This window comes from Microcoleus sp. Pol12A5 (assembly GCF_036701435.1).
Classification (GTDB): domain Bacteria; phylum Cyanobacteriota; class Cyanobacteriia; order Cyanobacteriales; family Microcoleaceae; genus Microcoleus.
On record NZ_JAUBQU010000039.1, the window covers coordinates 13,769 to 27,504 of the forward strand.

Consider the following 13,736-nt stretch of genomic DNA (forward strand, 5'->3'; position numbering starts at 1 on the left):
GTGAGCCAAAATTGAGCCGCGCCACAAATTGGCAGATGTTATAAGTTAAATATGGTTACTGAAGGTTAAAAAATTAGCATGGCAGCTAGTCTAAGAGCATCTGAATCTGGGTTGAAAATAGTCGATCGCGCAAGGCGAAAGAAAGGCTTGGAAAAACAAGCTTCTAGCTGGTGCGGAGAGGCCAAAACTTCAGTCGCAACTTTAAAGCGATTTTGGCGGCGGATTCCTATTGGGCAGGAGGTTTTTATCAATATTTGCAAGGCTGTAGAATTGGATAGCTGGGAAGAGATTGTTGATAATAGTCCCTTGTCTCAGACAGATTCGAGAGCAGAGTTTTTTGCTTGTGACGATGCTTGGGTTGGTCGAAAAGACCTGATTAGTCAACTCGCCCAAAAGGTTCAGGGTTCGTGTCGCCTGTTAATTCTTCTGGGCATCGCGGGAATTGGTAAAACGGCTTTAGCTGAAAGATTGGCGGTGGAGTTGCAAGACGACGGTCGTAAGTTTCATCAGGAGAATTTAGAAAATCAACAGCAAGCTTCTGATTTTGCTAGTGTGGCGATTCGATGGTTGGAAAAGTGGGGAGAACGCATTACGCCAGATGACCGCAAAGATACACAGCGGTTGTTGAATAGATTGGTCAAGCGATTGCGAGAAAATCGGTATTTGGTGGTGATAGATTCTCTGGAACTGATTTTAAAAGGAAATGAAGAAACAGGCTGGAATGGTTTTCAGGATGAGTTGTGGGCAAAATTTTTTGAAACTTTTTTGGCAGTAGAATCTTGCCAAAGTCGTATCATCGTAACATCGCAGGATTTGCCAGAGCAAATTCCGGCCCGTTATAAAAATTTTTGGTATTGCCAAGAATTGAGGGGACTGGCAGCATCAGAACAGTTAGACTTGTTCGAGAAAACTGGACTAGAGGCTGAAATAGATTCACCAAACAAACCTTATTTAGAACGAATCGGGGCTGCTTATGAAGGGCATCCATTGGCTTTGCGGGTGATTGCTGGGGAAATTGGCAGTCAGCCTTTTTATGGCAACGTGGCGGGTTATTGGAATAAATACGGGCATGAAATTGAAGAAGTGGAGAAGGCAATTGAGGAAGCTAAGGCCAAAGGAATAACGGCATCAGCAGATGACGAGTGGCAACTGGATCGATATACTCGCGAACTGCGAAAAAATGTGCGCTTTCGGCTGGAAAAGACGTTTGAGAGATTGAAAAAAGATATTTTGAATGCCTATCGATTGCTTTGCGAAGCTTCTGTGTATCGCTGTGCAGTACCGGAAGAGTTTTGGCTGAGTCATTTGGAAGATTGGGATTGCGATGAGGAGAAGCAAGAGTTAGCGTTGGATGCGTTGCGCGATCGCTTTTTGGTAGAAGAAGAATTAATTGACGATGGGGTACACTTGCGACAACACAATTTAATTCGCAGTGTAGCATTAGAGCATTTGAAAAATTTGACAGCGAGGTAGTGGACAATATGAACAGTGATTTTGCTGAATTTGATTTTAAAAGTCCAAATGGTTTGGATATTGACATCACGCCACCGGGAGAGTGGATGCTGGCTAATCTAGGAATCGATCTAGCAGCACCGGAGTTTAGGGAACTGCTCCCTTGTAAACGCGCTCAGTACAAAGCGGTTAAAAATTGGCTGACGAAGTACAAACCGAAGCGGGATGCTTCCAATCTTGAGAAAGTTCGGGGATACTTGGAAGCATTTCACCATCTCTGCGAAGTGGAAGACTGGGAAAGAGCAAGTCAAATCCTTTTTACTCATTTAAAAACACCAACAAATCAAGCTTTACACAATCAACTGGGTCATTGGGGATACTATTTAGAACAAATTGAAATTTATAGCCGTATTTTACATAAAGTCGCGACACGCACTTCTAGTTTTTTAAATGGTTTGGGGAATGCGAATCAAGCTTTAGGCAAGTATGAAATAGCGATTGAATACCATGAGAAAGTTTTGATTATTGCACAGGAAACTCAAGACCGCAGTCTAGAAGGGATTGTTTTGGGAAATCTAGGAAATACTTATTTATCTCAAAGAAAGTTTTCTAAAACAATGAAGTGCTATCAAGATAGTTTAGCTATTGCACGGCAAATCCCAGACCGTCGCATGGAAGGCACGGCATTAACAAATTTGGGCGGTTTTTACCATATCCAGGGTAACTATACTCAGGCAATACAGTATTTAAAGGAAGGCTTACTCATTGCACAAGAAATTTCAGACCGCCAAATTGAAGCAGCAGCATTAGGAAGTTTAGGTGTGGTTTACCGCTGTCGTAAAGATTATGTTAAAGCTATGCAATACCAGCAGAAGAGCTTGAATCTTATGCAAGAGATTCAATACAGTAAAGGTGTGGAAAAATCTTTCAGAGATGTGGGTGCAGTTTACCGCCGTCTTAAAGATTATACCAATGCGGTTGAGTGTCACGAGCAGCATTTATCACTAGCAAAAGAAATACAAGATCCCTTGGGTCAGAGACGGGCACTAGAAGATTTGGGATGGATTTATTACCTACAAGAGGATTACGATCGAGCCATTAATTTTTACCAGGCAAGTTTGAGCATTGTGCGACAAATAAAAAGCGACATTGAAGGAGAGTTTTTGGTCTTGTTTGGTCTGGGAACAACTTATGTAGCTTCAAAAGATTATGTCAAAGCAATTGAGTGCTATCAGCAGGCTTTACCAATTGTGCGACAGATGGGCAACCAGGGAGAAATAGCTGTATTATTGGGTATTGCAGAAGCTTATAAGGAACTAAAAAGCTATCCTAAAGCTATAGAGTATTATCAGCTAATATTAATTCTTCTAAGTGAAGTCAATAACAGTGAAGCCGAAATTTTTGCTCTGGTTAGTGTGGCAGGTATTTACTCTCAGCAAGAAGATTACATAAAAGCAAAAAGTTGTTACGAGCAGATTATATTATTGGCACAAACAACAGGCACTCGTGACATGGAAATGGTAGCATTGGCTCGTTTAGGCTCTACCAATTTAAAACTAGGATACAAACCACAAGCTATTGAGTTATACGAGCAGACATTACCAATTGCCAAGGAACTTGGGGAATATAAACGAGAGATACTAATACTGATTAAATTGGTTTTTTTGTATTTAGAACAGCAAAGATATTCCCAGTTCTTTAAATCTTTAACTCGACTTGTCTTTAAACATTGGTTAGTTCTACCAATATTTGTTGGATTATTATTTGCCTTAGCCTTAATAGGAATAATTTATGTTATTCTATCAGTGATAATTTGGGGATTGGCTGCACTTTTTCTCAGCGTAATTGTTACATTTATCTTGTGGCAAGTTTTCAAAACTCTTAAGAAGAGTCAGGATCAAGGTGCATGATACTCAACTTTTCAGTGCGCCCACTGACCTAATTTGTAATTAGCTTTAATTTTACCCCTGTTTTGATTATCCATCAATTACTATCGAGAACTCAAAGACATTCATTAAGTTGTTTCATATCCCCTTGCGGCTGCACTTGCTTGTGCAAACTAATTTTGTCGCCCACTTCATACCCCGAATTAAAACCCGCCGCGCTGCTGACTTGAGAATCTGTTCTCGTTCTAATTTTAACCCCTCGGCCCTCTAGATAATCCGCGATCGCCTGTTGATTTTTCTCAAACATCGATCGCACCACAATCCCTGGAGTCGCCGCCACATCCCCCGAACCCGGAATCCCCGACTCTTCCATCTCCTGTTTTTGTTCCAACAATCTTTGTCTCAACCTTGTCGCGCATCCAACCCGAAAAGCATTCAGATACGCCAACCCCCTGCCGTTTCCTTTGCGGTATTTAGCCCTTTTTTCAATCGCCGAACTCAAATACTCGTACAGGTGTTTGCAAACAATCAGGTTTGTAGAACTTCCCACCAAAAACATACTGCCATTATAAGTGTTTCGCATGGCAGTGCAACCGTTAGCGTCCGCAATTCCCGAAAGCAGCATCATTTTCCAAGTCACAAATTTGGATGTTGTTTCAACTGAGTTTTCGTCAATCTCTTCTTGGTGATTTGGCCCTAAATCCGCGAGGCTGAGATTGTACTGTGCCAGTAAAAGAGAAGCTTTTTCTGCCGCAGCAGTCGATTCGTTTTCATTGGATGAGGTGGCGAGGGCTAAAAGCTTTTTGATTCTTTCGACAATACTTGTGTCTGGCATTTTTCAAGCGATTTTAGGGTGAGACTACGCGGTGGCAAGGATTTGGGTGAATTCCTATTTTAGTATAGCTGGGAATGTGCGATGTTTTTTGAGGAGGATTTTTTTGAACCGCAGAGGGCGCAGAGGGCGCAGAGAGAGAGAAAGAAAGAAAGAAGTTTGCAACTGATGGGCGGATTGGTTATTATTCGAGGACTTCCAGGACTGATTTGGGCAACAATTTATCTTTAAACCAGACTACTTTTGCTGGCACATCATTTACATTCACCCCGGCTTTTTCTAAATTAAGCCGTTCGGAAATAGCTAAAATCAAGTTATCGCATTCAGACTTCTGTACTTGTGCAAATTTCTTTTGCAAATACTCCGGCCGCCAATAGCCAACTATTTCTAATAAAAACACTCGCCCGTCTGGATGCACCAACCGAAAGTCGGGAATCATCACACTACCTGAAATGGGAATTAAATCAACTTCTCGCTCTAGTTGCCACTCGGTTTTTGTGGAATTCCATCTTTCAGCAAATGCGGCTTCTAACATACTATCATAAGGCTTGCCAGGGGGATAGTGGCTGACTAAACCGCAGTCGGAATTTAGGGTAAATTTACCTGTTTTCAAAACGCCACTAAAAGGATCTTTTGTGTGCAGTGTCGAGTGCATACTCCATTTGGTGACGTGCAGCAGTGCGGGCAGCATTTTCGCCAGGGCTAAGCCGTAGCGGGTACTGGGTTTGAATAAGCTTGTAGGGCCGTCTATTGTCAGTGTAAAACCGTGGTCTGCATCGCCTTCAATGTAAGTCATTAATTGAAATAGTTTCAGATATCGAAATAAGAGTTTGTATTCTCCTGGATCGTTGCGGTGGGCGGTTAATTGGACTTGACTTGCGCGGTAAAATATGCCTTGAACTTGAGAAAGATTGTATTTGTGAAGCAAGTTTTCGGGAGTTGGTGCATTAAACTCAGTGAGGATTTTGTTTTCGTTTAAATCCGCGTATAAACCTGTAGTGATTTCGTGAGGCAAAACTTCTCTGTTTAACTCTTGGCTGAGTTCACTTGCTACTTTTTCCAGGGTTAATTGGGTGGATTGAGGGCTGGGAGTCGATCGCGCGGACAATGCAAAAACCCGCTGTCTCAACTCTGAGGGTTCTAGGGGACTGATGACTTCCAAGGTGGAGAAACCGCTTTTCAGCAGGTGCGCTAATCCCCGTTTCAGCCGATAATCCGGGCTGTCGCCTTCTAATTCTAGCAAGCGTCCGTCGAGCTCGCCTTGGGTTTTGCCGATCGACTCTTGAAAGCAGTTTATCGTTTCGGTAGCTGCTTCTAAGTTTTTAGCATCTATCTTTAGGCGTAGCGGGATGATTGATTCCCCGTTTTGGCGGTGACTTAATAAATCAGTTGGTAACATAAGCAGTGAAAACTTTTACTCAATTCTTCGTTCAACAATCACCATAACTCCCCTGAGTTTTCCCTCTTCTGTCAAGCTTTGGGTAGTCCGAATTCGCCGATCGCAACTGACAAGATTTATGGTTTCTACAGCCCTGAGAATGCCAGTTGCTTTGTCCCATATTTGAAAAACGATTAAATTATCTCCAACTTCTGTGGCTAGTGTCTTGTAGCTAGAAAAGATAGAGTCATTACTTTCAATTTCTACTTGCCCTTCACCGACAACATGACCCACAAAATTTTGTGTTTCACTCTTGCCATTGGCATAAGTTTGAACGTTAGTTTGCCTCCACTGGTTATCAACAATTTTCTGGGTTAATACTGCTGTAAAACGCTGGGTTTCTTGGAAATCAGCATTAAGGATTGTCCAAGTTCCCTCCCAAACTCCTGTATGTTGGGGGAAGACTTTAAAGTTACTTATTTGTGTGATATCGAGCATTTTCCGGTACTATGAATTAGTCAATATTGAGATTATACACTAATTAGGCAACCTTCAAGGTTCCTTGAAATCATCATTTTTTACCCACTTTGCTGTGATTCTGCTGCTTTTTAGTCGCCTCTCGGTTGACTCCGTAAATCGATTGTAGATGGTAGTTTTTAAATAGACCTAGGAGTGATTTAATTATATAGCCATCTTTTCGCTAAGACTACACATCCCACAACTAACTTATTTAGGCTTACTACCAGGGAATTTCATCATTGTCTTCTCCCCATTTGGCGGGTGATTCTGCTGCTTTTTTGGTTGTCTCTCGGTTGACTCCGTAAATGGGTGTCGGTTTGACAGTTTCTAACTTCTGATATTCTGGCTTTGGCGGTTCTATTTGTGTTTGTGGTTGGGGTTTGTGAGGCTGTATTCCTCCTCGGCGACGCTGAGAAGTTCTTTCTTCGCTGGTGTCTTCGGTGACGACTTCGTAGAGAATTGCTAACTTATTTACATCGCTGCTTTTGCGGAGAACTCGACCCAATCGCTGAATGTATTCGCGTTCGCTGCCTGTTCCTGACAATATGATAGCAATTCTGGCGTCTGGAACGTCCACTCCTTCGTTGAGAACGTGGGAGGCGACGAGGGTTTTGTATTCGCCGCTGCGGAATCGATCGAGGATTTCGTGGCGTTCTTTGACTGGGGTTTGGTGGGTAATTGTGGGGATGAGAAATTCTTGGGAAATTCGGTAAACTGTGGCGTTGTCACCTGTGAAAATTAGGGTGCGCTGGGGAGAGTGTTCTGCTAGTAGTTTGGCTAAGATTCGCAGTTTTCCTTCGGTACAAAGGGCGATTTCTTTGGCTTGGCGGTGGGCTAGCATCGCGCGGCGTCCCAAGGGCGATCGCGCGCTTGCCATGATAAACTGTTTCCAACCATCCAGGCTGGATATTCTGATGTTAGACTGTTTTAAGAAGTCGTTGCGAATGTTGATTAATTCGGCGTAGCGAGATGCTTCTTCTTGTGACAGTTTTACCATAATTTGAACTATTTTATGGTCGGCTAAAGCATCGCCTGCCAAATCTTCGGGCCTTTTGCTAAATACTGTCGGGCCGATGAGAAAATGCAAATCGCTGTGGCGGCCGTCGGTGCGATCGGGTGTGGCTGTCAGTCCGAGTCGAAAAGGCGCGATCGCATATTCGGAAATTACTCGATAAAAATCCGTTGGCAAATGGTGGCATTCGTCAAAAACCAGCAAGCCGTATTTACTGCCCAAGGTTTCTGCATGAATACTTGCACTGTCGTAGGTTGCCACTAAAATTGGCGTTTTGTCCCGCGAACCTCCGCCCAACAATCCGATTTCGATGTCGGGAAAAGCTGCTTTTAAATTAGCGTACCACTGGTGCATTAAATCGAGAGTTGGTACTACAATTAATGTACTGCGACCAGTAACTTGCATGGCTAATTGTGCCAGATAAGTTTTGCCGGAAGCGGTAGGGAGGACGACTACTCCTTGGCTTCCTGCTTCCTGCCAAGCTAGGAGGGCTTCTTCTTGATGTGGATAAGGCTGCATTTCCACGCTGGGTACGAGTTCGAGTAGTTCGTATCCCCTAGCTTCGTCGGTGAAGTGAATGCACTCGGCTTGGAGGGATTCTACCAGCGGGCGGTAGTGAATCGCCCGAATGCGGAATTTTTCCACGCGATCGTCCCATGTCGCAAAGTCCACCCAGTCTCTGCCTTTGGGCGGCGGGTGCAGCAATAGAGTTCCGCGATCGAATGTTAATGTAGGTATCCGTGCCATTTGTTTTAAGACCCGCTGACTGCAAGCCTGTTAAATTATAAGCGATCAATCAAATATATTGACTCTTCTTGAAATTATCTGCGTTACTCTGTGTTAATCTGCCCTACATCTGCGGTCGATCTATCAATCAAAAAATTCAATCAAAAAATTATGTAATTCAAGTCTAAATTTAGGAAATTGCGATCGCAGTGGATAAAAATTAAACAAATATTCTCCTAGCCCGATTGCCGGATTGCCAAATCTAAAATCTACAATGGTATTGTCCCGCTGGGGATGGTTTTTAGGTTAGATTCGATCTACGTATGCCTGAGATTAGAGGTTATAGATGGAAATAGGCGTCCCCAAGGAAATCAAGGATTTAGAGTTTCGAGTCGGGCTCAGCCCCACAAGTGTCCGGGCTTGTTCGGACAAAGGCCACACAGTTTTTGTAGAAACGAATGCTGGTGCTGGGGCCGGTTTTGCGGACGAGGACTATGTTCAAGCAGGGGCTAAGATTGTCTTAAAGGCTTCCGATGTCTGGAAGCGCGAACTAATTGTTAAAGTTAAAGAACCGCTGCCTGCTGAGTATCCGCTAATTCAAAAAGAGCAGTTGCTGTTTACATATTTGCACTTGGCGGCAGATCGCACATTAACCGAGCATTTAATCAGCAGCGGAGTCCAGGCCATCGCCTACGAAACCGTCGAACTCCCGGACAGAAAATTGCCACTGCTGACGCCGATGAGTATTATTGCAGGGCGTTTGGCCGTGCAGTTCGGAGCTCGGTTTCTGGAAAGACAGCAAGGTGGCAGAGGAGTGCTTTTGGGCGGCGTACCGGGGGTAAGACCGGGTAAAGTTGTGATTTTGGGGGGCGGAATCGTCGGCACAGAAGCGGCGCGTATTGCTGTAGGAATGGGCGCTAGAGTGCAGATTTTGGACGTAAATGTCGATCGCCTAGCCTACTTGGAAACTCTGTTCGGTTCCAGAGTAGAATACCTCTACAGCAGTCCTTTGCAAATTGAAGCAGTTGTTCCCGATGCTGATTTGTTAATCGGTGCGGTTTTGGTTCCGGGGAAAAAAGCTCCGGTGCTAGTTTCTCGCGAATTTGTTGCGAAGATGCACCCCGGTTCTGTGATAGTTGACGTAGCCGTTGACCAAGGTGGCTGTGTCGAAACTTTGCGGGTAACTTCTCACACAACTCCTACTTATGTTGCGGAAGGAGTTGTGCATTACGGCGTGCCAAATATGCCCGGTGCTGTGCCTTGGACTGCGACTCAAGCTTTGAATAACAGCACTTTGCCTTATGTTTTGCAGTTGGCAAATAAGGGGATTAAAGCTTTGGAAATGAATCCGAGTTTAGCGAAGGGATTGAACGTGCAGAATCACCGATTGGTGCATCCGGCCCTGCGCGAGGTTTTCGCAGATTTGGCTGATTAGATGCCCATTTTTTCAGCAAATCCCGTAGGGGGCGTCAGATCAAAGCTTGGGGATTATTAATAACCGGACGCGATCTGACGCACCCTACTCAACTACACACCGTTTTGCGATGTTTTGCTAACAGTAAATCCTCGAAACTCAAGGATTTCTCAACCCCAACAGTAATTAGTGCAAAATATTACTCGCAGCCCATAAAAAAATAAATTCCCCAAAACACTTGACAGATTCGCGGAGGTATGGCAGAGTAGTAATTCGTGACCGATGCGGAACTGGCGGAATTGGTAGACGCGCATGATTCAGGTTCATGTGGTGCAAGCCTTCCGGGTTCAAGTCCCGGGTTCCGCATTCCCAAGGCAGAAGGAAGTTTGGGGTTAACCCGATACAGGCAATAACCCCATTCGCTCTGCTGAATTAAACAATGCTGACAAGTATTCAAAACCCCCTAGTTAAAGAAATTCGCAAGCTGCACAGCTCGAAGGGACGCAGGGAACAACACTTATTTTTACTCGAAGGGACGCACTTGCTGGAGGAAGCTTGCGCTGCCAAATACCCGCTAGCAACGGTTTGCTGCACTCCCGAATGGCTGGATCGGCACGGGGAACTTTGGGAGCAAGTTGGTAATTTAGCCGATCGCACAGAATTAGTAAGTGCAAAAGTGTTAGAGTCGATCGCCACTACAGTCCAACCCGACGGCATTGTCGCCACCGCACCCCGCACTGCAACAGAATCGGCAAAATTGTCAACTTTAGGAATAGCCTTAGAAACAATCCAAGATCCCGGCAACTTGGGGGCGATCGTCCGCACGGCTGCGGCTGCTAATGCCGACGGTTTGCTGCTGAGCGCAGACAGCGCCGATTTAGACCATCCCAAAGTGCTGCGCGCCTCGGCAGGAGCTTGGTTTAAGCTGCCAATGGCAGTCAGTCCAGATTTAACCGCCGAAGTCTCCGGGTATAAAAATCGAGGAATGCAAATTTTAGCAACCGTCGCCGGGGCCAGTTTAAGTTATTGGGAAGTTGATTTGCGAGTGCCGACTCTGATAGTTTTGGGGAATGAAGGCTCTGGTTTGTCGGAAGAATTGAGGAGTTTGGCCGATCTACAAATCCAAATTCCCCTGAGTCGTGGCGTAGAATCTTTAAATGTGTCGATCGCCGGAGCCCTCATCTTGTACGAAGCTCAAAGGCAAAGAAGTCTGTCGATTTGAGATTTACTCGCCGTCAGGAATCTGGGACATTGAACCAGGGCTGTTTCATTCTCTGATCCGATCGGCAAAAGTAAAAGCGATCGCGCTATCTGATAAGATTTTTAGCGATCGCTCAAAAAAACATATATGCTGACTCTAATCACTTCTTGTTATCTCCTGATTTTTTTCCTCTTCTGGAAGATACAATTTGCTCAGTTTGAAATGAAAATTGTCCTTCCTAAAATTATCACAACCGTTGATTTAGCACTGGCAGATAATCCTCCAGTCAAACCTATACGTCGGGGATTAACTTCAGGAGTTTCTGCGGTAAGTCTCCTTAAAAATGGTGAGCATTTTGTCACTAATTCTACTGTTCAGTTAACTTCTAGTTTAGTTGAACTCTATTAAAATGCTCATTCAGCAACTTTAGCACTTCTTGAGCGATTAATTTGTTGGCTTTTGGGGTAAAGTGTCCATCACCAATAAAGTTACTGAGATCATTAGCAGGAACAATATTATGGTTACTGACATAGGGAATTGAACCCTTTTCTAAGGTTGGTTTGAGTGCTTGGAACAAATGATCTTCATATCCACGATCATTAAGAATAAGCACAATTGGCATTTTACCGTCAGCTTTCGCTGTGGCTGCGAAATCGTTAACTATTGCCCTTAAAACTGAAATTTCTGATTCGGCCTTAAACCCTGTTGGACTATGAATTTGATTTGTAAGTGTGAGCTGATGACGTTGTGCTAAAGCTCTGCGAATCAATCGGATAATTACCGAATTATCCAGCCATTTTTTCTGGAATATAAATCCATTAAAAAATTGATCGTGTTCTTTAAGTTGATTAACAAATGCGTTCCACTGTGGCTTATTTTGGAGGGTCGCCCGAAGTTGAGCTAAAGACATGACATTGGGCGATATCGCCTTCAGCTTTCCATCTTCCAAAAAGTATCGTGGGTAGGTGTAAGGTGCTGGTCCTTCAAATTGCCAAGTCATGCCGTTAAGAGTTCTGAGTCCTTTAACGCTAGAAGCTAACAGTCCCAAAATTACTATATCCGCTTGATGCTTACCTCGATCTAAATTGTAGGCAGCGAAGGAGTAATTAGGCGGAGCAGCAGGTCCGGCGATCGCTCTAATCATCAGCCTCGAATCCATTTCCTCCATGGCGGTGCCGACCTGATTGGAAAATGACATACCGTAGATGGCAATTAGCAAATCTTTATCGGAAGTTCGGCTAACGGGTATATTTAACTTCTTCCATAGTTCTGGATCTAACCAGCCAGCAATTGCTATAGGTGAACTTAATTCATCCGTAGAACCGACCATCCGTGAAAGCTTGCCCTCAATAGATCGCCCATATTCAAAATATGTATTGAGTTGCCCTGGAGAAGTTGCTAAAGGATCTGACGGATATGGAAACATAAAATTGATCGAAAAATCGAACATCAATAGGAAGAAAATGATCCACAGTCCGGTGACGAATTTTTTACGCATGGCATTGCTGATAGCTGGTTTAAAATTGAGAATAGATGAACTGTGCAGGGGCATTGCTTTCTCCCATCAATAAAATAATAATGAGTGCTGCATAAAAAGCTGCACGGGCTGGGGTTGGATAACGACGGTAAAAATCGGGATTATCAGTTTGGTAAGCCCACAATTCATAGCCGATCAGTAGTGGAATGCCCAAGATAGCAGGTAATGGGGGTGTAGGCAGACTGAGCGCCAAGTTTCCGAAATCTCCAAACAGAATTTTTGTAAAGGAGATAATCTGACTCAGGGAAGTGGCTTTAAACAACAGCCATCCATAGCAAGTCAGCATAAAAAAGAATAGAGTTGCGACTAATCCTTCTAGAAGTTTGAACTTATTTTTGCTCGGTAGTTGTTTGTTAGTAGTCTTAGGGGTAAAAGCTCGATACACAGACAAAAGCATCCCCTGATAAAATCCCCACAGGATAAAGTTCCATGCTGCCCCATGCCAAAGTCCGCCCAGTACCATTGTTGCCATCAGATTTTGATAAGTTTGGCGCTCGCCTTGACGGTTTCCCCCAAGTGGTATATATACGTAATCCCGTAGCCAAGTAGAGAGGCTAATGTGCCAGCGACGCCAAAACTCGCTGGGATCTTTAGAAAAATAGGGCAGATTGAAATTGAGTATTAGTTCTATACCCAACAATTTGGATACACCTCTAGCGATGTCTGAATAACCACTAAAATCGCAATAGATTTGAATGGCGTAGAGGAAAGTTGCTAAAATGATATCAATCCAAGAAACATTTCCCTTAGTCCCATAAATTGCATTGACTGAACCAGCTAATCCATCCGCGATCGCTACTTTCTTCACCAAGCCAAATAATATCAGAAACAAACCTTGAACAGATTGCTCAAAACTGATCTTTCGCGGATTTGAAATTTGAGGAAGTAACTGTGAAGCTCGATCTATAGGGCCAGCAAACAATGGGGGAAAATAAGCCAAGAAGAGAGCAAAGTCTAAAAATTGGTGTGATGCTTTCAGTTTGCCTCGATAAATGTCGCAAGCGTAGCTGATGGCTTTAAAAGTGTAAAACGAGATGCCTAGAGGCAGAATGATGTTTAAATGCAATAAGTTGCTATGAATCCCCAGGGTATGAATTACTCTTTCAGCACTGGTAATAAAGAAATTGAAGTATTTAAAGAAGCCTAAAAGTGCCAAGTTACTGCCTACACAGAGCCACAGGAACAAATGGCGGCGCTGTTTTTCCTCAAGAGCGGTGAATTGGGGATACAGCAGGTTAGCAATTGCTACAACTACCAGGGCCGCCATTAATATCAACCAGCCGGAAAAAGAAGCAGGTAATAGTTGTGTCCATTGTACTGACACCGCTATGGGTGCTATACTTACCTGAAGGGCATTCCATTGAACTGTATTAAATAACAACGCCCCTAATACAACTGACAAAGAAACAATCCTGCGGTTAGAAGATTCTAATCGACCAGTATCAATCATTGCCCCGCAGTAGAAGTCAATTGCGGTGGAAAGAAGCATTAAAAACAGGAAATTAACATTCCACCAGCCGTAGAATACATAGCTACCAATCAGCAACACCAAGTTTTGACTGCGGAAAGGAAGGATGCGGTACAAGATATAGGTAACTAGAAAAAAGACTAGGAATTCAATTGAGTTAAATGTCACTTATTCTCCACCTGACTATTTGCAAAAAGTAGCTATTTTTATCTCTTATGTATGTTAGTCGAGATGAGCGATAAATTATCCTATAAACCGGGGCAATAGGAGAAGGAAGAAATCACTCGCTAAACCTAAGAGGGTGTTTGAAA

11 protein-coding genes and 1 tRNA gene are annotated in these 13,736 nt (G+C 43.7%); 6 read left to right on the plus strand and 6 right to left on the minus strand.

What is annotated here, in order from left to right:
• Nucleotides 1-78: 78 nt before the first annotated feature.
• Together QUA45_RS13035 and QUA45_RS13040 are read left to right on the plus strand one after the other, a co-directional pair.
• Nucleotides 79-1,473, plus strand: a complete 1,395-nt coding sequence (locus QUA45_RS13035) for an NB-ARC domain-containing protein (protein ID WP_333220996.1) — start codon at nucleotides 79-81, stop codon at nucleotides 1,471-1,473.
• An 8-nt stretch (nucleotides 1,474-1,481) separates the two neighbouring features.
• Complete coding sequence (locus QUA45_RS13040; RefSeq protein ID WP_333220998.1) at nucleotides 1,482-3,362, plus strand: tetratricopeptide repeat protein; 1,881 nt, start codon at nucleotides 1,482-1,484, stop codon at nucleotides 3,360-3,362.
• A 91-nt stretch (nucleotides 3,363-3,453) separates the two neighbouring features.
• Here QUA45_RS13040 and QUA45_RS13045 read toward each other — a convergent pair whose 3' ends face one another.
• From QUA45_RS13045 to QUA45_RS13060, 4 genes are all read right to left on the minus strand, one after another.
• Nucleotides 3,454-4,173, minus strand: a complete 720-nt coding sequence (locus QUA45_RS13045; RefSeq protein WP_333221000.1) for a DUF2786 domain-containing protein — start codon at nucleotides 4,171-4,173, stop codon at nucleotides 3,454-3,456.
• A gap of 181 nt (nucleotides 4,174-4,354) precedes the next feature.
• Nucleotides 4,355-5,569 carry a DUF790 family protein gene (locus QUA45_RS13050; protein ID WP_333221002.1) on the minus strand — a complete coding sequence of 405 codons (1,215 nt, stop codon included), beginning with the start codon at nucleotides 5,567-5,569 and terminating at the stop codon, nucleotides 4,355-4,357.
• Nucleotides 5,570-5,584: 15 nt separating this feature from the next.
• Nucleotides 5,585-6,046 (minus strand): DUF3598 family protein, encoded by a 462-nt coding sequence (locus QUA45_RS13055; protein ID WP_333221003.1) that lies wholly within the window; start codon nucleotides 6,044-6,046, stop codon nucleotides 5,585-5,587.
• Nucleotides 6,047-6,287: 241 nt separating this feature from the next.
• Nucleotides 6,288-7,826: a DEAD/DEAH box helicase family protein gene (locus tag QUA45_RS13060; RefSeq protein WP_333097335.1), complete on the minus strand. Its 1,539-nt coding sequence runs from the start codon at nucleotides 7,824-7,826 to the stop codon at nucleotides 6,288-6,290.
• A 325-nt stretch (nucleotides 7,827-8,151) separates the two neighbouring features.
• On the opposite strand from QUA45_RS13060, the gene ald reads away from it, so the two are divergent.
• The 4 genes from ald (at nucleotide 8,152) to QUA45_RS13080 (ending at nucleotide 10,828) form a co-directional block, all read left to right on the plus strand.
• Entirely contained in the window at nucleotides 8,152-9,240 is a 1,089-nt protein-coding gene (gene ald, locus QUA45_RS13065) for an alanine dehydrogenase (protein ID WP_333097337.1), read from the plus strand.
• Between the two features lie 263 nt (nucleotides 9,241-9,503).
• Nucleotides 9,504-9,585: transfer RNA gene (locus QUA45_RS13070), tRNA-Leu, on the plus strand.
• 73 nt (nucleotides 9,586-9,658) lie between these two features.
• Nucleotides 9,659-10,441: an RNA methyltransferase gene (locus QUA45_RS13075; protein ID WP_333221004.1), complete on the plus strand. Its 783-nt coding sequence runs from the start codon at nucleotides 9,659-9,661 to the stop codon at nucleotides 10,439-10,441.
• Nucleotides 10,442-10,567: 126 nt separating this feature from the next.
• On the plus strand, nucleotides 10,568-10,828 hold the full coding sequence (locus QUA45_RS13080; RefSeq protein WP_333097341.1) for a hypothetical protein: 261 nt from the start codon (nucleotides 10,568-10,570) through the stop codon (nucleotides 10,826-10,828).
• Here QUA45_RS13080 and QUA45_RS13085 read toward each other — a convergent pair.
• Nucleotides 10,806-11,972: a hypothetical protein gene (locus QUA45_RS13085; RefSeq protein ID WP_333221006.1), complete on the minus strand. Its 1,167-nt coding sequence runs from the start codon at nucleotides 11,970-11,972 to the stop codon at nucleotides 10,806-10,808. The two genes, QUA45_RS13080 and QUA45_RS13085, sit on opposite strands and share 23 nt — an antisense overlap.
• The gene (locus QUA45_RS13090; RefSeq protein WP_333097343.1) at nucleotides 11,938-13,593 is read right to left on the minus strand and encodes an MBOAT family O-acyltransferase; all 1,656 of its coding nucleotides are present in this window, start codon (nucleotides 13,591-13,593) and stop codon (nucleotides 11,938-11,940) included. The genes QUA45_RS13085 and QUA45_RS13090 overlap by 35 nt, the downstream gene beginning before the upstream one ends.
• Nucleotides 13,594-13,736 lie beyond the last annotated feature (143 nt).

Coding starts and splice junctions, on each gene's coding strand:
- QUA45_RS13055 (WP_333221003.1), bottom strand. CDS start 6,046: ATGCTCGATATCACACAAATAAGTAACTTTAAAGTCTTCCCCCAACAT.
- QUA45_RS13040 (WP_333220998.1), top strand. CDS start 1,482: ATGAACAGTGATTTTGCTGAATTTGATTTTAAAAGTCCAAATGGTTTG.
- QUA45_RS13035 (WP_333220996.1), top strand. CDS start 79: ATGGCAGCTAGTCTAAGAGCATCTGAATCTGGGTTGAAAATAGTCGAT.
- QUA45_RS13050 (WP_333221002.1), bottom strand. CDS start 5,569: ATGTTACCAACTGATTTATTAAGTCACCGCCAAAACGGGGAATCAATC.
- QUA45_RS13085 (WP_333221006.1), bottom strand. CDS start 11,972: ATGCCCCTGCACAGTTCATCTATTCTCAATTTTAAACCAGCTATCAGC.
- QUA45_RS13045 (WP_333221000.1), bottom strand. CDS start 4,173: ATGCCAGACACAAGTATTGTCGAAAGAATCAAAAAGCTTTTAGCCCTC.
- QUA45_RS13060 (WP_333097335.1), bottom strand. CDS start 7,826: ATGGCACGGATACCTACATTAACATTCGATCGCGGAACTCTATTGCTG.
- QUA45_RS13080 (WP_333097341.1), top strand. CDS start 10,568: ATGCTGACTCTAATCACTTCTTGTTATCTCCTGATTTTTTTCCTCTTC.
- ald (WP_333097337.1), top strand. CDS start 8,152: ATGGAAATAGGCGTCCCCAAGGAAATCAAGGATTTAGAGTTTCGAGTC.
- QUA45_RS13075 (WP_333221004.1), top strand. CDS start 9,659: ATGCTGACAAGTATTCAAAACCCCCTAGTTAAAGAAATTCGCAAGCTG.